The organism is Paenibacillus sp. JT22N15, assembly GCF_059383755.1.
Genome location: NZ_JBXENV010000015.1, coordinates 100648 through 122813 on the forward strand (window position 1 = coordinate 100648; position 22166 = coordinate 122813).

The following is a 22166-nucleotide window of genomic DNA, read 5'->3' on the forward strand; positions in this document are numbered from 1 at the left end:
CCTAGTACCCCCTCAGCAATTTATCTACGTAGCTGTAAGTTCGCATGAGCAGGGAAACCGCCTCTGCTCTAGTGGCAGGGTCGTTAGGCCGGAAATAAGCAACGGCTTCGCCATCGCTTTCCCAATTCGTGGAGATCAGTCCCATCTGCTGCATTTCATCAATATAATCCTTGGCCCAGTGGCGGTCCGTATCAATGAATTGGGTCTGGTAACGGTATTCGAACTCCTGCTTGCGTATGAGAGAAAGCGCTACAGTTACAATGTACTTGCTTTCCATCTCGGCTGTTTTGACATCCGGTTCTCCAGTTACAATGCCTACATAAATAGTACCTTTTTCATCGTAATACTTATGCTGCGTACCTACATATTGAATCCAATCCGCATATTCTTTTTTGGAATAAAATAAGAGGGTCAGCGATGCACTATAATGGGAGGTGCCATTTTGAACAAGCCCGGATGAAGATGCAAGCGTCTGATTCACCTGTGTTTTCAGAACAGGCGTTGGCGGCTTATACTCCGTAATAAGCTTGGCTTTAACCTCTGTAAAACGAATGCCATTATCGTAAAACAGCTTTTTCTTATATATGGAATCCTCTGATAAGAGGTTATTCTGTTGTGTCATTTCTCTGCCTCCTTAAATAAATCTCCCCACCTCATTATAAGGCGGGGAGCGCTTGTTCTAACGGTAGCTGCCGTGATTTATAGCAATCGGTAGTTGCCAGGATTCATCGCCATCTGATTGCGCAAATTACCAACGCGTCCTACAGACAAACCTTGGCCTAATGATTGCCCAATTGCCTGAAGCTGACTTGCCGTCGTACCGTTTGTTATATTCGGAAGTGTAATGTTAACCGTGACATCTCCCGTTCCGATTGTCGTGGAATTATGCGTATTACCTCTGGTGAGATAGTCATATCGTGACATGGCTTGAACACCATTTGGCATGTTGAACGTGCCCGCCGAGGATTTCATTTCATCCAATATTCCGAGCTGCGCTTGCAAAGATTGTTTTTGCAAATCGCGAATCTCAGCATTGATTTCAACTGCTTCTCCTACACTAGCACTTGGCAGCCTGCCCTTGAGATCCGTAATTACATTCGAGATTTCTGAAATCTCAGTTTTTGCATTAGCAATGCGCTTATTGCGCAATAGGGCAGAATCATCCGCTGGATTTCCTAGCTTAACTTTAAGCGCAAGCAAGTCATTTTCTCTCTGCGAGCTGTTGTCGTTAATATTTTCTCTGCCAATGCCGATAGAGGCGAGCGCATATTCTTTAAGTTTGACTTGCTCACCGCTAATCGAGTTTTGCATTTGCAAAATACTGGAGGCCAGTTCCTCAGACTGGTCACCCGTTGCTGTAATTGCTTTTAGCTTAGCCAATTCTACTTTTAAAGAGGCTATTTTATTTGAAGTGATTTCCTTCATTTTATTCAAATAGCTTTGTGATTCGGTATCCATTTGAAAAGCAGCTTCTAACTCTTTTGCCTGAGCTTTCAGACCAATTTCCTGGACATTTCGGTTTACTTTGCCCATCTTCTCACGAACGATTTCTTGCTCCTGATTTTTCAGTTCAGTTTTTATAATCGGTTCAAATTTCGCCTCTATAGCCACTTTAATTTCTTCTAAATTATTTTTATTTTTCAGAGCCTCTTGATACTCAAATGAATTTTCATTCGTGCTGTCTAATATTTTTTGAGCTGATTCAATACTTTCATCAAGAATATCCAATTCTTTTTTATATACATTTTCAAGTCTTCTAGCTTGGGCTCCCTTCTTATATAGATAGCTATCAAATTTTGTTGTTTTGAGTTCCGGTAACTCATCTATTGTTTCAATTGCATTAAGATTTTTCTTTTCCTGTAGACCTTCTTCTATTCTTCTTGCTACACTTTCTTCACTGATGGTCGCTATATCAGCAGTACCATTTATTAGTTCAGCTTCGTAAATCTCCTTATTTTTTCTTTGCAAACTCTCTTCTTCTGTCTGACTTACTAGGTTATTCTTGTAATCTAAATTAGATGCAGCTTGACGAATTTTATCGGTTTCATCCTTTCTCCCTGTGTTTACATTCCACTCTGCAACCGCATCTTCAACTGTTCTACCTTCTTGTTTTAGATAGTCAAAAAAACCTTCAATGCCGCTAAATTGCGCTCCTTTATTTTTATAGTAATCAGTTATACTCTTCATATTGCTATCAACACCATCGTCACCCTTAAATCCACTGTGAGAAGGAGTTGCCCCAAACATTTTATCAATCGTGTTTAAAAAATCCTCTATTCTAAGTGCAGCAGCGACTCCCCTAGCTTTCATACTATCATTGCCTTCCTCAGTAGCATAAATAGTATTAATTAATGCCTGTTCGTTACCATTGCGAGTATCAATAATAGCCTGTTGTTTCTCCCGAGTGGTTGCAGTAGCCTCCCAGGCTACTGCCTTCAAGCCTTCTCCAAACACGACGGCGGCAAGCATTTCTAACCCCATACCCGCAATATTCGCAGCTAAACCTGCAATAGATTTACCTGCACCCTTAGCCAAACTTGGAATATCTTTCAGAAAGTTTTTAAGCCCATTACCCATGCGCTGTGATTTCGTCATTTCAAGATTTAAGCCGCGCAATGCATGAGATAAACTGCCAAAAGCGGTGCTCGACTGTCTTGCAGTAGCTTCTACTTGACGCTGCTGCTGATCAAACTCACCCAACACTTGAGTCAATTCACTATAATTGTTAATTTGGGGCAATCCATTTCGACTTCTCTCGCTAAGATGGCTCTCAAACGATTTATATTGTGTTGGTGACATAGATGTCATTCGGTTAGTGGCTCTTTCAAAATCAGGTGACCAAATTCTCGTACTATTATAGCGATTCTGATCGCTGGTACTAGCGTTCAATTGATTTAGGAAGTTTGAATTAAATTGGCCGGATAGCTCCGGGCTATTTTTAATGCGATTATTAATCTGTCTCTGACGCTCGAACTTTTCATCATCCGTTAGTGGAGTGTTGGCCTTCCAATTTTTCGCTTCATCCATCGCCGTAAAGAGTGTTGGAATATCTTTTACATCTATTTTCATTTCCGTAAGATAATTTTTAAAGTGCTGTTTTTGGCTAACTGTCATATCTCGAACACTTCGAATGTAAGCATCTAATTCTGGGCTTTTTTGCATTAACCCTATATTTTTAAGACTCGTTTTTTTCAAATCGTCACTTATAAGCCCACTGGCATTCAAATCTTTCAGCATGTAGGCCATACTTCCTTTTCGTTTCTGAACGTTCATTTCCTCGCCTATGCCAGATTTACTAGCGCCCCATTTTAATCCTTTAATCAACAGCATTCCCAACAAAACACTAGAAAGTACATCGCCAAACTTATGAAACAGTTCTGCATTTTTAGAAACATTATTGGCTAAATTCGTAATAACCGTTGATAACTTTTTTATACTCGGTGCCATTCCATCAATCACCGTACCAAAAGCTATAGATATACTTTCCATCGCTCGATTTGCATTTACTAATGGATTATCTAAAGATTGCTGCAGCATTTGGTTATATGCTTTACTATCTGGATCACTGATAAATTGCTGCGTTGTTTCATCAAGTTCAAGCAAACGATTCATAACCTCACGCATCATATCAGCATCTGAGGAGCTGCCTGTCTTACCAAGAATAGTATCCAGGGTTTCATTCCTCACAGTATCCCCCTGATTACGCAATGCTTCAACGAGTTCTTCAAAAATTTCCTCGCTCGTTTTGTTTATTATCTCTCCCGACTTTACATCCTTAACACTCGTTCTAACTCCTAGCTCTTCCAGCTTGAACTTCGCCTTATCTGATTGCAGCTCATTGAAAATCGTGGTGTATACATTATTCTTATTGTTACTCGCAAGTAAATTAGAATTATAACCAGTGTTAAGCCCTTTAACCAGGTTGGGTTCCAATGCTGCACCTGTCATTAATAAAGCCAGTGCAGGGCTAATATCCGAATTATCTTTGTTAATCCTCGAACGCTTGGTGATATCCAGCAATTGGTCAATAGGAATATTAGTTTTGTTTGAAATCACTACAGCCGGCTCAGCAATTTGCTTCTGTGCATCTGCAACCTCCAAGCCGAATTGCTGGAGAAGTGATTCCATTCCCGCCACATTAGTCTTTCCAGTTCCACCTGCAATACTTTGCATGTCCCAAGCTATTTGGCTCATTTTCTTGATTTCTGCTGGATCAGAATAATAACTAGCAGCAGCACCAACCGTTTGGCTCACGTTTTCACGACTAATACCGTACCTAACTGCGGCAGCATTAATAAAATTATTCATCTCTTTCATTACATTATTTATTAATGCCTGGTTTGCCGAACTAGATGGATTTCCGTTATCATCTACCCGAAAATTATCTTTAAGCATGAAGCTCTGCCTTAGTTTCATTTGATCTACTTGTAAGGTTTTATAGGTTTCTATAGACTGGTTGAATATTTTCATCGGGTCTTTTAGATTCGCTAATGTTAAGAAGTCTGTAGCATTCCTCACAGGACTACTCGGAGCTGGTGAAGCTACCGCCACAGGAGCAGCTGTTGTTGTCGTTGCTGCAGGAGTAGCAGCAGGCTGACTAGTTGAAGGATTTGCATTCCCTGTTGGGTTCATATTAAGCGGCTGATTTTTACCTGAAGATGTCTCTATCTCTCGAATAATAGAATTAACCTGATCATCGAACTGCTCGCGAATCTTTCGAACAAGGCTCATATTCAGCCTGTTCATTTGCGCGGTCAGATAACGCTTTAGCTGCAAAGATGGCTCTATCTTCGCTTCCTCTGTATATCCAATAATACCCTCAATGCCTTCTCCTACTATTTGCAGCAGCTTGCGGTCAAGTGCTTGGGTCACTCGATCCAAATAGGCTCTGAGTGCAAACCTTGTGTTTCCTCCATTGCCGGCTGCTTCATATTGATTAATTTGGCTAAAAGTCGAGCTAATCTCTCTGTTTAAAATGGATTGCAGCCGCTTGCCTAGCTGGCCAGCAAATAGATCTTTCCCCTCTTTAAATACCTCATTTATGCCAAGAATAATTTCATCGACATATTCCTCTAATCCCAGCTCAATCTCCTGCGGGATCTTTGATAGCTGTTCTTTTATTTCATCTGTATCCAGAGATTGATCCTCTATTTCTACTGTATTGAAAGCCCGCTTTAATCTCTCGGCAGCCTTCACGATAACCTTATTCATATCAGCAGCAGATATGGTAATACGCGCGCTTGTTCCAGCTAACACAGGGTTGCTAATCATACCAAGAATTTGCTGTTTAATTTTCCCTACAACTACACGCAAGGTCTCTTGACTGATTTCCATCTCCAAACCATCTAATGCTGGTGCTGAAATCAAATTTTCTTTGTTTTTATCAATCGTGGCTGCTAAAGCAGCAAGCTGCCGCTTCATCAATTTGGCTAGCTCTTTACTCACTTCATCAAAGTCATTACTACTAAATGACATCCGTTGCCCCATGGCATAGCCAGGATCCATTTCGATCTGAATATTGCGCATAAGCTTCTGAAGCTCACTATTCAGCTCTTTTTCCACTTTGTTGAACGCCTGACGAACTTTATCCTGGCTCAAGCTGACAGGAGTGTTTCCACTCTGTTTTATGGCGGATACATGATTCGACACTAGGGCAGTCATTTCATTGTCCAACTGCTCGCGCAAGCTGCTGCCTGATTGTTGATTGACCTGACTATTCAACGATTTAGCAGATGTCAGCAGCGACTCAATTCGTCTTTCCACCCGACCAAATCTTGAATCTAGCGATTCCAGCTCCTGCCCAAACCGCATCATATGATTGATAGACTTGTTCAACTCTGAAACTATATTTAATTGGCTATTTTCCACTGGCTTTCACCACCTTTATAAAATAAAACTCCCGCCCCTCCATGAAGGAGCAGACAGGAGACTAATCGTGCTTATAGCAGCTGGGCAAGAAAATTCATATCTTCTGCGTCAGCAACTTTATAACCCTCTACATAAGTGCCATCTTTTTTGACTACTTCCCCCTGCTCGTCGCTATCAGAGGAACCTCCCCCGCCGAACAGTCCGCCAAGGGACATCGTCGATACTTTGATGGTGAACTGTATGTGTTCATTGCATTGCTCAAGGTAGTAACCCAGCTGTGGTAGGGTCAGCTTCCACACATCGTATTTATCCAACTGGCAATAGTGTGCAAGCTTGAAGAAGATATTCGCCCAATTCACTGGCGGCTTATTGTCGTACTCTTCTTCCTCTACTTCAGTAGTTACATGGACTTTTTTAACCCATTCAGACCAATCATACAGTCGATAATCTTTTTCGCATTATCTAGATCAACGTATTCTTCCAAATGCTCCACAGTCATTGAACTGTAGTAAGGCTTAAAAGCCATTAGCAGAACATTCAAAAGCTCATCATAACGATCCTCGTCATCATCGCCATCCGGAATCAGATTTGCAATGATCACACCTGATTCAATCGTATTCAGCTTTTTCATCAGCTTGCGTGCATCTTTAAGTCCGAGTGGTGGAATTGAATAGGTTTTGCCATCACGCAGCCGAACCTTCTCGTCCTCCTCAAAAAAGACTTTCTCGCGAATATCTGCTTCCTCTTGCGTAATTGGCTTTTTCGCCACTTCTTCTTTTGCTTCCGCTTCAACCTCTTGTGCTTGCTCAGTGGCCTTCGCCACTGCTTCTGCCTCTTCATTTGCTCTTGGAATTACTGTTTCACGTTCACTCATTCAAAACGCCCCCTTTAATTTCTCCCACGTTTGATAAAAGGTAGATGACCTGCAAGGAGGGAGAGGTCCTTGCAGTCACCTCATCCATCATTCTAAGTAAATGAAATGCGAGTTTAACAATCTGATTGTAAAAAAAGACCCTCCGAGGAGGGCCTTCTATTTATTAGCAGTCAATACCTTGTACAGAGCCTACTTCGTAACGTTTAATACTTCCCAGCTTGCCGTCCGTACGTTCAGGATCGATAACGGTCAGTGTTACACTATGAGTGGAAGCTTGTTGACGCTGTGCATCAAGGGTAAAGTTGGATTTTACGCGGCATTGGAACAATTCGGTTTGGAAACCTTGAATCGAACCATCCTTTTGCTCAAATTGGCCATCATGTACAACATGAACCGTCAACGGCATGTCCTTCGTAGTAATATCCAAAATATCGACAACTTCATTGCGTTTGTAGTTGACATAAATATCTACATCTTTCAATGCCGAGTTAAACGACAGCTTGCCGCCAGATACTTTATACTCGTATTCGCCAGGGGAGGCATTCGTTGTTTTCTTCAGCAGCTTATTGCCTGCCAAAGTACGAACCGAAATTTGCGGATCCACATTGAGGGAGGAACCGAATACCAGATCAGCCTCAAAGCTGCTGCCATTTTGCTTCACGGTATGTTTTTCTTCCAGAACCCAGATGAAGCCATCTGCATCATGTGTCGTGCCTGGCAGTGCAGTTGCATATACAATGACAACAACTTTGCCAGCAAGCGCCATATCGAAATCAACATCTTTGCCCGATACCGTAACGTCAATCGATAGATCACGGCCGTTTACAACGGTTTCGTAGGCTTTAGGAGCAGGGGATGCTACTGCGACTTGAGACAGCTGCGCTGTATATGGCGCAGACGATGGAACCGTAATTGTTTCTGTTACCATGCTATATGCTGAACCTGTCACACCTTCGCGCAGCTTGGAACCAAGAACGAGGCGAACAAGGTTTAGATCGAATTTAGCAGACTCGGCTGTAATATCAATCGTTTTCTTCCGAAGCAGGGTATCGAGCGCTACACTCGAATCTCCACCTTCAATATCCTGCATATCAAGCTGGATGTCCAGCTTCATATTATTAAGTGTACCGATTGTAACGAGATCATCGCAATTCGGAATTTTCGCCATAAACTTGCCGGCACCTTTAATCAACATCTTCTTGTTTTTCGTAATTCCCATTTAAAAAAACCTCCTTCTATTTTCTCCCTCAATAGATCATGCTATTGGGGTGTCACATCCTGTTTCGTGATGCTTCGTGAAACAATATAAGCTGTTGCAGGCTTCTTTATAACCGTCATGCGTACAAATTGACTAAATATGATTATTTTTTTATATTAGTGTTACATTACTTCAATAATAGAAACAACAGGCTGGCTGTTGGACATAAAAAATAACTTGTTCGCTCTAATCGCAAGCTGTTCTTTAAAAAGCAAACGAAGCGAATCGGCTCCAACACTGACAACTTCTCTGTCACTTACATACACATCACCAAAACCCAAATTCTCGACAATAAGGCTGGCGTTTGGATGATGAGCATTATAGATAAAAATACCTGATCCCATCAACTGCTGAGTAAACTCTGCAACTACTTCGCCGTCCAACTCATTCATATTAATAATGCTGTTCGTTGCCATCATACTACCTCCTCCATTGCAGGCTGCTAAAATACATCCATATTTTTCATACAAACATCTACTTGTTTGCGAACACTATTCAGATTTATAGGTAAGCGAACGTCTGCATTGTAAAGGTTCAAGTAGCTTTGTCGCATGGCGGCAAGCTCATCTGAAATGATTCCTTTGCCTTCATCCTGAAATACTCGCTCCAAATCTACATCCATATCACTTACACCCTGCTGCATTTCTTTCAGTACATGATAGATGTCTCCAAAAGTCATCGTCATACAATTCTAGTCCTCCCTATATAGTCTTTTTTATCGTTATAAGCGGCATCTATACAGCTTTGCAAACACTGTCGATGCGCCTGTATGAGACCATGTAAGCTGAGCTGCGAATCGACCGTTTGCCCCATAATAAATGCTAACAAGCGTTCAAGCTGTTCTTTATTTCTGCGAAGAACATCAATACTGGCAGGAGAAGCATGATGCATCGCCTTTTCAATACGCTTAACCGCATTTACGATTCGGTCCACATCACTCACAACCACTCCTAGCGTATAATTAAAATCAGCCATTGTTTCCCTCCTCTCTGCAAACGCATTTATCCGCCCCTACGCTTCATGCATGGCCGACACCCCGTCATCGTTCTAGGCATAACCTGTGTTCTCGCATGCTGATTCTGCATATCCTCCGATCTCACGAGATTTCCCATAGCATTCATCAGTTTACCGGTTAACTCCCCGATACAGTGCAGACATAGAAGCGCATCTCCTTGCAATCCCTCAGCTACAAAGCTTTCCCTCGCCTTATCAGTCACGTAGCGAAATTCGCATTTTATGCATTTGACGTACAAGTTCATAAGAACACCTCTTCATTCCCATTACACTCACCCTAAACCTAGCAGCTTTCTGCGCAGCTCTTCCTTCTTCTTGTCTTGAGCACAAGATCTGCAATCGTATATTCCCATATATTGATTTAACAGCTCCTCATAAGGGATATACAGCACCTCCGATAAACAATGAATGCATTTCTCCGGCGGAGTCTGATACACTCGTGCCAATACTCGTGCCTGCTGCGTAATAAATCGACCACATATGCATTTCATTACAATCCCCCCTTCTTTCAATATAGGGAAAATAGCTCCCATCCGAACAAAATAGAAGTACAATCACTCTATTGACCGAACAAACGTTCCTATGTTAAAATTAAAATAAGAACATTTGTTTCCAAATTGAGTTATTTCAATTTCCTTATAAGTCTGATAAAATCCATTTTTATTTAAATATATTTTTTCGGCATCATATACAATTTTCAAACAGGTCTTCCGATATATAAAATAGTAAAAGCATGACCTTAGCATCAATATTTCACTTTACCTAGATACTAAGACTTACCTTTTCTCTTTTTTTTAAATAATAAGGTATTTAAATTACCTAACAATTTAGGTTTAGATATTAAAAGTACTCTTCACATAGCACATCCTATATTTAAGAAAAAAAGAGGGGAAATTAAAGATAATATTTATTCATATTTATAAGTTGCAAATCTACTTATTTGGAAAAATAAATAAAAATCAGACGCAACTATTATATAACTATCTCCGACAACTAATAGTAAGGAGAAAAAGGGAGGAAAACGCAAAAAACACAGCCCTCATTCTGCTGCGTATATCTTTATACCTATAGAAGGATTTATCCAAAATAAAAATATCTAAATTTCAAGGATCAGTTATGGTGCTGCACACACCAGAACTGTCATCCCTAGCTTTGCTGCGCTCGAATACACAAATACGAATAGCTGGAGGAACTATTAATGAACATGATAAGCATACAAAACTTCGATATTAACGCTCTCACACCTATTTTTAACCATATTCTAAAAAATGTACGCTACGAAGACAGAGCTGATGTTAAAAGCGAATCTATCGTGCGTATATTGAATGCAATCCATACAGGCAAAATAAACAAAAATCTATTCACTTTTGCTCACACAGTTGTTCAAAGAACGGTATTTGACTACTATCGCAAAAATAATAGAATGATCGTCAAACATAGCACTTTAGTTAACTTCTGTGATGGTGCGCATGAAGAAAACAATACTTCGGTTGATAGCTTTTCATATAAAACAGAAGAAGTGGGTTATGACTTATCAGATGTGAAAAATGATTATTTCAATAACAAGGTTCTCTTCACTGCACAAGAACGCAAAATTATTGAATATATGCTATTTACCGAAGAGGGTATGGACATGAAGCCGACTGAAATTTCTAATCTATTAGATTTGAACAAGTCCCATGCTTCTCGTGCGATGAACAAACTTAAGAAGATATGCCAGGAGTATGCCTAACTTTTTCAGAAAGCTATTCTAGGTCATTATAGCATAAATCACCATAAGGATGGCTTAAAAAACTTTAATATTTACCCACAACACACATAGCTTTGTTAACTATAATCATTATGTTACCACAGGTCAAGGGTTGTTGCAACTTTCGGCTTTGGCTGGGCTTTATCAAACGTATCATCACTATTACAGAGGGGGAATTACCATGTTCGCTCAATATATAGTCGGCGGAAGGCTGGATCCACCCTTTCATCCAACCAAGCCTTCATCAAACTTCATTGGTAGAACCATAAACATTCCGTCAAAGCAAAATGGCGCTAGAGTGATTAAGGATACCTTCCATTTTTCCAACGACCTTGAATTTTATGCGATTTCTATTCGCGCATCAAATGCTGACCCGAAGGATTACTGGAATCTTACACTAGGCGGGAAAACGATAGCCCAACGTATTTACTGTAAAAGCTATGAAGAAGGCCTCTATCTTCAAGTAGCATACCCCGTTGCGGCAGGCACTGCTTTCGCTTTTGAATATCATACAGCACTAGGCAAGTCAAATACGTTGGATATTATGTTTCACCTTCTTACTGACGAGCATGTAAACCTGGTGCTAACTGGCACAACAGATTTAGGCGGCTATCCTGACCCCCATCCAGAAACACCGGAGCACCCTGAGCCTCTAGGAGGAGAGATACAGCTTCCCGTCACCTGGCAGCCCTTTACATCGGTCGCTGCTGCCGAGGAGTGGGCACGGAATCTTGGCATTGAAACCAACTTTGCTCGCAAGCTTGATGCGGCCAATTACGTAACAGAAGCTCTGGCCATGCTGTTAAATCAATGTGGAGAATTTGCTTCCATGATCAAAAGATTTCCGCTTACCGTAAATATTAAAAGCGGCAGAGGTGCCAATGGCTATTTTAATTCTTCCACTGGCGAAGTTGTCATTAGTAATACCTATGACTTTACTAATGCAGCTACCATTACACAGGCAGAATATGAAGCAGGCCAAAAGTCTTCGCCCTTTCGGCTAAGAACCATTATGCACGAAATGGGCCACTGGCTGCACTTTCAAAATGTAGGGGAAGCGGACTTTTACCGTATAGCTATGCTGGACCCCGATAATTATGGCGCTCAGACGATTTTATCCAATAGAGAGGCCTCCTATATCGCGAATAATTTAAGCAACTATGCTACACAATGGTTTCCCATTGAATTAATAGCAGAAACGTTTTCAGCAAAAATGACCGGAGTTCCTGTAGATCCGAGAATATGGGAATGGTATGAACAATATGGCGGATATAAATGTTCCGGCTGGTAGGAGGCCCTTATGGATATAACGATTCCTTGCGTGTTTTGCAAACATTTTAATAGAGATGATCGTTCAACAACATCATGCGCCGCTTTCCCAAGCGGAATACCCAAAGATATTCAAGAGCTTAAAGCTATTCACACTCAGCCCCATCCCGCTGATAATGGCATCCAGTACGAACCAATCAGTGCTCAGAAAGATTACTTCAACTTTTTCAAAGCAGAACTAAGGAAATAAGGTGATAAAATGGTAGGATTCATGAACAAATGTCCCCACTGCGGATACAAGTCTTCATTCACACCGGAAGAAGCTGAATGTGATAAAGCATTGATGTTATGGTGCAACCATTGCGGCCATTTTATTAATCAGTCATTTACGATTCAGACATTCGAAAAATGGTGGTCACGCTACGATGAAGGAGAAGAATTGTTTAAACCTCCAATCAGCAAACAACTGCTAATCAAGCTGAAAGCTTTAGAAAATGAAATCCAGGCAGATCAGGATTGTTTTTTAGATCATGTGCAAATTCATTTGAAGGATTTCACGGATTATTTGTATACCGAAGAAGGAACGGAAGAAGAGCGTATTTCACAGCCTCCTAAAGCTGAGTCTGAGAAATAATGCGATATCAATAAGGTAATTTGTACAGCAAAAAGGGCTTTACAGCGTGTATTGAAAAACAAAGGTACACGCTGTTTACATTGGATTAGATTGGCTTAGAATACGTTTCTAATAGGCTTCAGGAACGCGCCCAAGTTAGAGCGTATATTTCTAAAGGGCAGGATACCCTTCTAAGAATGGCCTCCGAGCAAGCTTGAATGGTGCTTCCTGTCGTATAGATATCATCTACAAGCAACAACCTCATCGGTGCGTCTTGTGAGACAGACTTGGACAAGGATTGAACCAAGCCTTCCAGCCCTCCCCGTTCAACATCAAAAATATTTTGCATATCTCGCATTCTCTCCGAGCGCGTTTTAAAGCTTTGCTTGGCTGAATGCTTTTGGCGTGCCAATAAGTTCACTAGCGGGATTCCACAGCTTTGGGAAACCCATGCTGCCAGCCTTTCCGCCTGGTTAAAACCGCGTTCCTCAGCCCTCTCAACGCTAACAGGCACGTAAGTAATGGCGTGCCAAATATGAGACCATGGACTTCCCGCCCGGATACCAAGCCTTCCTGTCAGCTCACGAGTCATCTCGGTGAGAGGGAATAGCAGCATTTCTCCTAAAAAAGGCTCCAGCGTTTCATTTCCCCGATATTTATACTTAGCTAAAAGCTCCCGCATCTGCTCGCTATATTGTACCGCACTCCTGTTGAGAACAAAGGCAGCATTACTGCGCCTTATGCAGTCAGGGCACTCCACAGCCCGTCCACATATTCTGCAACTTAGGCTTCGTATCCAAGGAAATGTCTGCAAACAATTCCTACAGAGCAGCTTTGCAAAGGATGTTGACATTATGCTCCTTTTCGCTAGATCTTTTGAAAATCCCCCACGCTGCAGCATCTTTGCGATTTTGCCGCATAATGGACAAAGCTGAGCGGATGGGCCGAGCAAACCCAAAGTATTCCCCATATAATTGACAAGCTTCTGCCCTAAACGGTATATTGTGATACTGTTCATCTCAACGTACGCCTCCTTTTCATAACTTTCCCTTCATACTCAATTGCCTAACTGAGATAACCTTTAGCTCGCGCAATACGATTCATCTTTTTAATATGATGGACAGCCATCATCTGGGAGCGGGTGCGTTCTTTGGCGCAAAAAATAACATTGCCATGCGGGTCGTCACTGGATCTTCCTGCTCTCCCCGCCATCTGCACAAGCGAAGCTTCATCAAACAGCTGTCCATCTGCATCCAAAATAAAAACATCGCTTCTTGGAATGGTTACCCCACGCTCCAAAATCGTAGTCGTCACCAGAATACGAATTTCGCCGGCTCGGAAACGCTGCACCTTGTCAGTTCGCTCCGTATCCTGCGAAGAGGTGCCCGCTACTTCGAGCTGCTTAAGCACCGTCTGCAGCAGCTGAGCCATACGTTCGACCTGCGAAATACGCTGTACAAAAACAAATAGCTGGGCACCGCGTTTCAAGGAATACAGCATCGCTTCTTTAAGCCGCCTCGTTAGCTGGAGCTTTACCAGCATTTGCCCCACGCTAGGTGTTCGAAGCAGCCTCGGAACGGGGAGCGGGTGACGATGAAATCGTACAGGTACTCTCGCATGAGCAAGCCTGCCCCGCCGTGCAAGCTGCTGCAGCTCGGTCGGAGGTGTTGCGGAAAGTAACACTCTTCTTCCTGTTGGGGAGCAGCTTTTATCCGCAGCATAATGAAGCTGGGGATCATTGTGGTATGGAAAAGCATCCAGTTCGTCTAAAATTACTAAGTCGAATGCTTGGTTAAATCTCAGCAGCTGATGCGTCGTCGCAAGCGTAATATCTCCTTGCTCCCACCGCTGCTCGCTACCGCCATACAGCGTGACCACATTGTGTTCCGGAAATGCCCTCCTAATGCGCGGACTCAGCTCCAGCACAACATCCCTTCGCGGCGTAGCTATTAATGCTTTGCCCCCGCGGAGTAGAATCGACTCCACAAGAGGAAAGGTCATTTCTGTTTTGCCGGCGCCAGTGACCGCCCATAGCAGGAAGCTGGTTTGATGGGCGTCCGGCGTGCGGGTTAGAGCATCGTGAGACGATTCAGAAGATGAGCGGCTTGGATCAGGACGCTCTATAAAATGAAGCGCGGCCTCTGCCGCCGCTGCTTGGGCAGGGCTTAGCCCCCAGCGCGCGAGTCGCTGCTTTGGGGGCGAAAGCTTGGAAGCGGAGCTGCTGGCGGCGCCAGCTCCGCCTAATATAAGCAGCTCGCATTCGCGGCTGCGCCCCATTGTGAGGCATGCGGTGCAATACGCGCATGCCTCCCGCCCACAAGCTGCACAGGGCGCCTTGTGCAGCTGCTCTTCTCCGCTGCCGCAACGCAGGCAGCGAAGCCCGCGCTGTGCGCGCTGTGGCCAGCCTGCTTCGCGGCTGGCCCTCATTGATACAGCGCTGCGCAGCTGTATCAAGCCCAGCAAGGACGCTAGCTGCAGCGCAGCGTCCTTCTCCACGGCAGGGACAGCTGCCGCAGGCGCTGTCCCTTCAAGCAGTGCGTGCGCTTCGCCGCGCAGCAGCGCACGGCCTTGCAGCGCCGCTGCCGCCTGCTGTGCGGCGGCGGCAAGCGCCTGCATTGGCGCGCGTTCCACTCCGCGCGCCATTCCGTCCCGCTCGCGGCTATCCGCAGCGAGCGCTTCGCGCATGTCCATGGCGGGCATTCGCTCCGCCAGCCCCTCCCGCCCAAGCATCAAACCAGCAGCTTGACTAATTATTTCTCCCAAGCGGCTTAACGCCAACTGTTCACTCGTATCTCCTAAGCTCTCACCCCACCTCTCACCAACAGCCCCACTGCTTATGCCAGTCCTCTCCCTTCCCCTGTTCCTCAGATGTATTCTGCCTTCACCCAGCCATGTTCTAAAAATATTAAACATAGAATATCCGGTACTGCTCCTTGCTGTCCTCCCCCCTCCCCACACTTCTCCTTTGTCTACATTCATTGCATCTGATCCCGCTTCATTAAAACGCTCAGCGACATCCAAAGCTATACCGAGAGGAAGCGACATTTCCCATAAAAGCAATCTCTCCGCATCGTGCCAGAAGGAGGCATCCACCTCAGGCTTCATAGTTACTCGACATGACCAACGCGCGGATTTCAGCATAAGATAGATATAAGCTTTCATTTAACTCATCTCCTTCCCAAGTGAAACACAAAAAAAGCACACCTCAACAACGCCTAAGCGCTATCAAAGATGTGCTTCATCTTCATTATTCCAACTGAAATACTTATAGAAGTCATGTCAAAGTATCTAAATATACTCAGGCATGAACAAGCTATAAATCAAATTCTATTTTTATTACTATAATAGATTTCCAGCCTTTTATCAACGACCTTTCCCTTTCCCTTCAAAAAGGAATTTTGGATAAATCCTCTGGATTTTGCAAATCAATGACGACAGGGTATTCATTTTTCGTTATGACTCCGTCTGCCTGCATTCTCCACAATAAACTGGATGCTGTTCGTTTCGATTTGCTTTGCGGATTGTTCAGCTTACGCTTAGTCGCATAATCCGGCTTTAGCTTGGGATCTGTGTCCTGCTCCAACAGCCGGTTTTCCGTTTCAACGCCAAGTTCCTTTTCCTCTAATCCATGCTCACTTAAATGCTGTATTCTACTCACACCTGCTCGCCCTTCCTCTGAAATCATAGAGGTCGATTCAACTTCATTATAGCGATCCACGTATAGGTTGATTCCTCCATCTGCTCGGTTCAACCGCTGTATAATTTCCCTTGTTTGCTCACTGAGTCCAGCGTCTACGACAGTCAACTGAACATCTACGCCCATCCAGCGCGAGAACGAGAAGAAGGATCGGATCATCCGTTCCATATTAGAATGCTGGGGATTTGCAAGCAGCACATAATGTCTGGCAGAACGCCGTTTATGGCGTTTCCAGCGGTAAACTGCATGTACCAGGAAGCCCGCCAGCACATAGCAGCCCACGACTATTAAAAAAATGTTGATCATGGCACCGCACCTCCTGAAAATAATTCAATGCTTGTTTCCTTTTTCCTATGTGCGTCTCCAAAGGAATACCTGGCATAACGAGCCGATTTCCCTATAAAATAAGCCCATCATTTTTACACCTTTCTCGGCACCTACCCATGCCTGTATTCCAATAATCCGTCGCTCTAAGCTTCTGCTTCCTTGACAGCCATTTTTGCCGCCCTAGGCTCACTTCTCAGGCCATCCGGGCGCCCCAGCAGATGCTCTGCTGCCCTAACCTGTCTTGTTCTGCATTATATGCTTGCGGGCGCCTAGTGGTTCCACCATTAGCGGACAAGCGCATAGCTCTTGGCTAAAAAAAATAATTCCCTGTGCAAACCCCTTTACGCCATAAAAAAAGCTCCCGGCCATATGACTATGGTCCCGGGAGCTCTTCTTTTCTGCCTATTTATTTTTCCCTTGTATCATCATTCGCTTCTGATACTAGAATCATCTATTTAATAAGCTACTGCCAGCTTCGCAAAGCTTGGTCCTTCGGACACCTTTTGCGGCACTATGCAGCACACATTCGCTCGCTTTAGGCTTAAACGGCTACAGCGTAACCCACCCAAACTTAATGGAGTTGATAACGGCTTGCGTACGATCATCCACTTCCATTTTTTGCAAAATGCTGCTAACATGGTTTTTAACCGTTTTTTCGCTGATGAATAGAAATTCACCGATGAGCTTGTTACTTTTGCCCTCAGCCATCAGGCGTAATACTTCAGCCTCACGACGCGTTAATGGGTTGTCATCGCCAGCGACAAATTTCACGCCTGGCTCTTTCGCTGCTGCCGCGCCAGATACGACACCCATTTCATCCAAATACGTCATGCGACGCAGCTGGTTGATCAGCTTGCCTGTGACTTTAGGATGTATGTAAGCATGTCCGTTAACTACGGAGCGTATAGCATTAATGAGGGCCTCTGCCTCCATATCTTTCAGCAGGTAGCCAGTCGCTCCTTTGCGAAGCGTCTCGAACACATAACTTTCATCATCATGAATCGACAAAATGATAACCTTCACATCTGGGAAAATCGTCTTAAGCCTCTCGGTCGTTACGACCCCATTTTCAATCGGCATATTGATGTCCATCAGGACGATTTCTGGAATCGTATGATTGCAAAATTCGAGCACCTGAATACCGTCACCGCATTCGCCAATGACCTCCAGGTCCTCCTCCATATTCAAGATACGTTTCAATCCTTCACGAAAAAGCTGATGATCGTCAGCAAGCAAAATTTTAATTTTACGTTTATGATTAGGTGCGCTTTGGTTCATTCGTCATCTTACTCCTTTCTATTCTCCGCTGTAATAGGGATTTTAAATATAATCTTCGTGCCTTTTCCTAAATTTGAGTCTATATCCATCTTCCCTTCCAAGAGATCAATCCTTTCCTGCATGCCAACTAACCCAAAATGCGAGTTGTCTCCGTTATGCACCTGGATAAGCTCTTGTTGGAATCCACTACCATTGTCGAATACGGTGATTGTAACTGAATCTGAGGTATAAACCATGTCTAGAGTAACGTAAGAGGCATTAGCATGCTTAAGCGCATTGGAGTAGGCTTCTTGGACCAAACGGTAAATAGCAGCTTCCATGGCGGAAGGCATCCGTATCTCTCTGCCCGTAAGATCAAATACAGTATGTATTTTTGTTTTCTCTTCAAAGTCCTGTACAAATTTGCGCAGCGTGGGTACAAGTCCCAAATCATCAAGCGCCATTGGACGCAGATTAAAAATAATTTTGCGAATTTCCTCGAGTCCTAGACGAACCTGACCCTTTAAATCTACTAATTCGTCCTGTACTAGCTGAAATTCCTTCTTTAAAAACATTCTTTCTGCAATTTCCGTACGCATGACAATATTTGCAAGGGACTGCGCCGGTCCGTCATGGATCTCACGGGCTATACGCTTGCGCTCTTCCTCTTGGGCTAAAATAATCTTCAGGCCAATCAGCTGCCTTGTTTTAGCAGATTCTAAAATACGCGTGACCTGATTGAGGTCGCCCGACAAATATTCCAATACGACATTAATTTGGGAAGCGATCATCTCTGCACGCTCAATCGAGGATTCTACATTGCGCACGCGCTTTTGCAAATCATCGCGTCTCGATTTTAAATATGTTTCCTTCTCGCGGCAAACCATTAAATCCAGCTGGATCTGCGTCGCTTTCTCATACGCCGATTTAATATCCTCTTCCTTATATCTGACGAAATCACGGCTAACTTCCGTTAGACGGATTCTCGCCTGCCGATAATCCAGCTCAAGCTGATCGACTCTTTCAATCGTCTTTACCGTTTCCTGAATAACCACTTCGAGCTCCTGCTCAAGTGATTCCAATTCAGCGCGAGCAGCCTCGCAAATTTCAAAAATCTGAAATTTGCTGTCTTCCATGACCTGCGTCGCATTCGTAATGACACGGTTAATATCTAAAATATGTTGATCCATAAAAATTCGGCAACCTTTCCAATAGAAGGTTCTTTTAGACTATCATAACACAATTGCATAGTCCGCCGCCTCCTTGGCCTTGAACTCTAGCTGCCAGATGCTGCGGGAACGGGAGGGAATAGAGGAAGAATTACCCATTCACTCCGGGCGAAATCTCCTATTTTATCCGCTCTCGCTCCTGCAATCCCGGTTTAGAACTCTTCCCTAGTTAATGGTGATTTTCTTCGTGCTATTATCAAAGCCTACCTTAAGTCCCAGCTGCTCCGAAAATAGTCGAATAGGAATGAGCGTCCGATTGTTCCGCACAATAGGCGCAACCTCTGTCGTGGAACGCTTGCCATTCGCCACGATCTCTTTTTTACCAATAACCATCTCCAGCAAATGGGCGCCATCAAATACCGTCACCCGGTTCAGCTTATTGTCCCATTGCAGATTGGCTCCAAGCGCTTCGGATACGAAACGGATTGGAACGTAGGTTGTTCCCTTTAGTGTAATTGGCGTCACGTCAAGCGTTGTCGCCTTGCCTCCGATGGAAGCCGCTTTGCTGCCAATCGTCATGACAATGTTTTTCGCTTGAGAAGATACGACTTCACCTGGATATTGCAGCTTCATATTGTCAATGCCAATCGTGCCGGTTGCCGCACGCTCATCTGCGCCCTCCGCGATTGTAACGACGTAGACCCGCTTCAGCTTGATCGGATATTTCATGCCATACGACGACAAATCCGCCTTTACCGTCTTCCAGCCGCTCCAATTGAGCTGCTTCGCCACGTCTACCAGATGCGATTTGCCATCAGCATCGGTGAACTCCGCCCGCAGCCAGTTGAGGCTCTTATCGCTATAAACATCAAGCGTCATGGCAGTTGGCGAGCCTTCAATCGATTTACCAGAAGCTCCGTTAAACACAGCATAGACGGCCTTCGTCCCTGTTCCTGCGCTAAAATCATACGTCAGCTGCAAAGCTTTAGCCGATGTCTGGCCTGCCAGATCGCTGGTCAGCTTGACGCTGCCCTTAGTCGTCGCGGACGGAGTTAGCTGCGTCGATATGCCATAGTTCACATTTTCAAAATCCTCAAGCGCCTTCTCCGAGCCTCCCTGCGTAAGCGGGAGCATCGTTGGATAGCCGTCATATCGACCGATGGCATAGCCTGTCGTTGCGCCCTCATTGACCGATTGCACGGTAAGCGTATCGCCCGATACTTTGCCAGTGAAGCCTACAAACTCCCATTTAAGCGAATCGCCGCTCAGCTTATAGCTTTTGCCGTTTTTCAAGGTCATTGTTAGGGGTACCGAAACGGTTGCTCCTTTGGAAAGCATGCCCGCTGCGCTATCAATTGTCATCGAAGCAATTTGATCCTGTCCGACAACATCTACCTTGTATGTAGCACTCGCCGAGCCCGATTTGACGCTAATGGTCGTGGAGCCTGCTTTTGTCGCCGTAAAGTCCGCGCCCTTAAATGTTCCAACCGATGAGGAGCTGCTCCATTTGGCATTGGTACCATCAACTGCTACCGGGTTGTAATACGTATCGTACCCTTTTACCGTAAAAGTCGCCTGCTGCCCAATCAGCAATACATTCGTGCCGCCTACTGTAATGCCCTTGACATCACCTTTAGGCGCCGTCGTAAATACGCCAATCCCACTCGCGACGCTGCGCATCGTCGTTCCATACGTCGTGGAATGAGCCGATTGCAGAGCAAACTGCCCAAGCGGGCGCTCGATCATCGTTGTTGAACCGCCGCCGTCCAAATTCATGCCTTTGTAGACGCCAAGCTTCACCATAATCTGCTGCAGCTCCGCCAAATTCACGCCCTTGCTGTCTCCGTACTGTTCGCTGGTAATCAGATATACCTTCGTACCGTCCTTCGAATAGCCTACGGCTGAACGGGAAAGGTATGCCGCTCCGCTAACACCTGTGATGCTGCGCGAGAATGCCGATGCTGCCCCATTATTAACCAGAATCGTATGCCCGCTAACCATCATTTCGAATTGATTCGGATCTACTTTGCTCCCAGTCGTTTGGGAAACTAACGAGTAGTCCGATTTCAGTTTGTCTCCGACCTTGATTTCGGCGCGAATGAATTTAGCGGCTGTACCGTTGGCACGTAAAATATATCCGTCTTTAGGCGCAGCCATCGTAAGTGCAGTTCCGTCGGAAATCTGCTCGACAACGCCATTGCGAACAAGAACTTCGGTCGGCAATGCAGCGGAATTTTTCGGACGCTCCGAGCCAGCCCACGCACTTGTATAGATATACATCGTATTGGCGTGGCTGTAAGTAGAGTCTCCGCTCTCCGGCGTATAAGATGACTGATTAATGCCTGAAAGGGTGAAAGTCGCTCCACTTGCAGACGTAACCGTGCCGCTGAAGCTGTAGCTGTCGATTTTCGGCTGACGGTCCTTCGTAACTCCAAAAGCATACATGCCCTTAATTTGCATTGGCGTCGTCATGAGCGTTCCGCTAGTAATCTGCGCTCCCATCGGCGAGCCTTCGCCCGTTGTCACATAGACGTCGCCGTTAATGCCAGCTACCGCTCCACTCGTTTTCGCCATATTCAAAATCGTATCGCGATCGCCGATCGTATTGTTTTTGCCGCTCAGCGCATTCAATTGCACATATTTATTCGTGAGATCCACTTCAATGACATGGACGTTCGCTTGCGCCGTTTTGCCGCTGCGTGTTGTCGTCCAAAGATAATCGATTCGTTTGGCGCCTGATGTCACGTTGGACTGCTGCAGCTCTTTAAGCGTTCCGCTGCTCGCAGCTGCGGCCGTTTCTATTTTTAGCATCTTCCAGCTTGCCGGAGCAAGCTCTGAAATTGGATGCAGGAGCAACGCTCCTCCGATTATAACAATAGCTACCTTTTTGCCTATTCCGCGGTTACCTTGGTCGTATCCTCTTACTAACTTGCGCATTATTTTTGCAACTCTCCCATCTCAGGCTCGCTCCATCCTTGTCGAAAATATGAAAAAGGGATGACAGCAGCAGCCTAATCTACTAAGCCTATTAAATATAGACTATAAAGAGGTGCAAAAAGTTCCGCTAATC

At 44.5% G+C, this 22166-nt stretch carries 19 protein-coding genes; 4 read left to right on the forward strand and 15 right to left on the reverse strand.

The genetic code is table 11. The features are described 5' to 3' along the window. Position 1: 1 nt before the first annotated feature. The 9 genes from AC50X8_RS25740 to AC50X8_RS25780 all read right to left on the reverse strand — a co-directional run bounded on the left by AC50X8_RS25740 (position 2) and on the right by AC50X8_RS25780 (position 9505). Positions 2-622: an S-layer homology domain-containing protein gene (locus AC50X8_RS25740; protein ID WP_494882331.1), complete on the reverse strand. Its 621-nt coding sequence runs from the start codon at positions 620-622 to the stop codon at positions 2-4. A gap of 77 nt (positions 623-699) precedes the next feature. Continuing rightward, on the reverse strand, positions 700-5868 hold the full coding sequence (locus tag AC50X8_RS25745; protein WP_494882333.1) for a hypothetical protein: 5169 nt from the start codon (positions 5866-5868) through the stop codon (positions 700-702). A 71-nt stretch (positions 5869-5939) separates the two neighbouring features. Next, positions 5940-6227 carry a hypothetical protein gene (locus tag AC50X8_RS25750; protein ID WP_494882335.1) on the reverse strand — a complete coding sequence of 96 codons (288 nt, stop codon included), beginning with the start codon at positions 6225-6227 and terminating at the stop codon, positions 5940-5942. A 41-nt stretch (positions 6228-6268) separates the two neighbouring features. Further along, positions 6269-6742: a DNA polymerase III subunit gamma/tau gene (locus tag AC50X8_RS25755; protein WP_494882337.1), complete on the reverse strand. Its 474-nt coding sequence runs from the start codon at positions 6740-6742 to the stop codon at positions 6269-6271. A gap of 163 nt (positions 6743-6905) precedes the next feature. Then, positions 6906-7961: a YomU family phage tail tube protein gene (locus AC50X8_RS25760; RefSeq protein ID WP_494832617.1), complete on the reverse strand. Its 1056-nt coding sequence runs from the start codon at positions 7959-7961 to the stop codon at positions 6906-6908. Positions 7962-8122: 161 nt separating this feature from the next. Next, the gene (locus tag AC50X8_RS25765; RefSeq protein ID WP_494882339.1) at positions 8123-8416 is read right to left on the reverse strand and encodes a hypothetical protein; all 294 of its coding nucleotides are present in this window, start codon (positions 8414-8416) and stop codon (positions 8123-8125) included. A gap of 26 nt (positions 8417-8442) precedes the next feature. After that, positions 8443-8685, reverse strand: coding sequence for a hypothetical protein (locus tag AC50X8_RS25770; RefSeq protein WP_494860882.1), 243 nt, complete (start codon positions 8683-8685; stop codon positions 8443-8445). After that, on the reverse strand, positions 8682-8975 hold the full coding sequence (locus AC50X8_RS25775) for a hypothetical protein (RefSeq protein ID WP_494860884.1): 294 nt from the start codon (positions 8973-8975) through the stop codon (positions 8682-8684). Before AC50X8_RS25775 ends, AC50X8_RS25770 begins: the two co-directional genes overlap by 4 nt. 311 nt (positions 8976-9286) lie before the next feature. Continuing rightward, positions 9287-9505 carry a hypothetical protein gene (locus AC50X8_RS25780; protein ID WP_494882341.1) on the reverse strand — a complete coding sequence of 73 codons (219 nt, stop codon included), beginning with the start codon at positions 9503-9505 and terminating at the stop codon, positions 9287-9289. A gap of 707 nt (positions 9506-10212) precedes the next feature. Here AC50X8_RS25780 and AC50X8_RS25785 point away from each other — a divergent pair. The 4 genes from AC50X8_RS25785 (at position 10213) to AC50X8_RS25800 (ending at position 12667) form a co-directional block, all read left to right on the forward strand. Beyond that, the gene (locus tag AC50X8_RS25785; protein ID WP_494882343.1) at positions 10213-10746 is read left to right on the forward strand and encodes a sigma-70 RNA polymerase sigma factor region 4 domain-containing protein; all 534 of its coding nucleotides are present in this window, start codon (positions 10213-10215) and stop codon (positions 10744-10746) included. A gap of 199 nt (positions 10747-10945) precedes the next feature. Beyond that, positions 10946-12055: a DUF8551 domain-containing protein gene (locus tag AC50X8_RS25790; RefSeq protein WP_494860892.1), complete on the forward strand. Its 1110-nt coding sequence runs from the start codon at positions 10946-10948 to the stop codon at positions 12053-12055. Between the two features lie 9 nt (positions 12056-12064). Next, positions 12065-12283, forward strand: a complete 219-nt coding sequence (locus AC50X8_RS25795) for a hypothetical protein (protein WP_494832599.1) — start codon at positions 12065-12067, stop codon at positions 12281-12283. Positions 12284-12292: 9 nt separating this feature from the next. After that, positions 12293-12667: a hypothetical protein gene (locus tag AC50X8_RS25800; protein WP_494882345.1), complete on the forward strand. Its 375-nt coding sequence runs from the start codon at positions 12293-12295 to the stop codon at positions 12665-12667. A gap of 118 nt (positions 12668-12785) precedes the next feature. Here AC50X8_RS25800 and AC50X8_RS25805 read toward each other — a convergent pair whose 3' ends face one another. The 6 genes from AC50X8_RS25805 to AC50X8_RS25830 all read right to left on the reverse strand — a co-directional run bounded on the left by AC50X8_RS25805 (position 12786) and on the right by AC50X8_RS25830 (position 22033). Next, complete coding sequence (locus AC50X8_RS25805) at positions 12786-13664, reverse strand: ComF family protein (protein WP_494882351.1); 879 nt, start codon at positions 13662-13664, stop codon at positions 12786-12788. Between the two features lie 47 nt (positions 13665-13711). After that, complete coding sequence (locus tag AC50X8_RS25810) at positions 13712-15808, reverse strand: ATP-dependent helicase ComFA (RefSeq protein WP_494882354.1); 2097 nt, start codon at positions 15806-15808, stop codon at positions 13712-13714. Between the two features lie 223 nt (positions 15809-16031). After that, a complete protein-coding gene (locus tag AC50X8_RS25815; RefSeq protein WP_494860909.1) occupies positions 16032-16649 on the reverse strand; it encodes a hypothetical protein in 618 nt (205 codons plus the stop codon). A 570-nt stretch (positions 16650-17219) separates the two neighbouring features. Then, on the reverse strand, positions 17220-17948 hold the full coding sequence (locus tag AC50X8_RS25820; protein ID WP_056036894.1) for a response regulator: 729 nt from the start codon (positions 17946-17948) through the stop codon (positions 17220-17222). Between the two features lie 8 nt (positions 17949-17956). Further along, on the reverse strand, positions 17957-19117 hold the full coding sequence (locus tag AC50X8_RS25825) for a sensor histidine kinase (protein WP_056036892.1): 1161 nt from the start codon (positions 19115-19117) through the stop codon (positions 17957-17959). Positions 19118-19321: 204 nt separating this feature from the next. Continuing rightward, positions 19322-22033, reverse strand: coding sequence for a stalk domain-containing protein (locus AC50X8_RS25830; RefSeq protein ID WP_494882356.1), 2712 nt, complete (start codon positions 22031-22033; stop codon positions 19322-19324). Positions 22034-22166 lie beyond the last annotated feature (133 nt).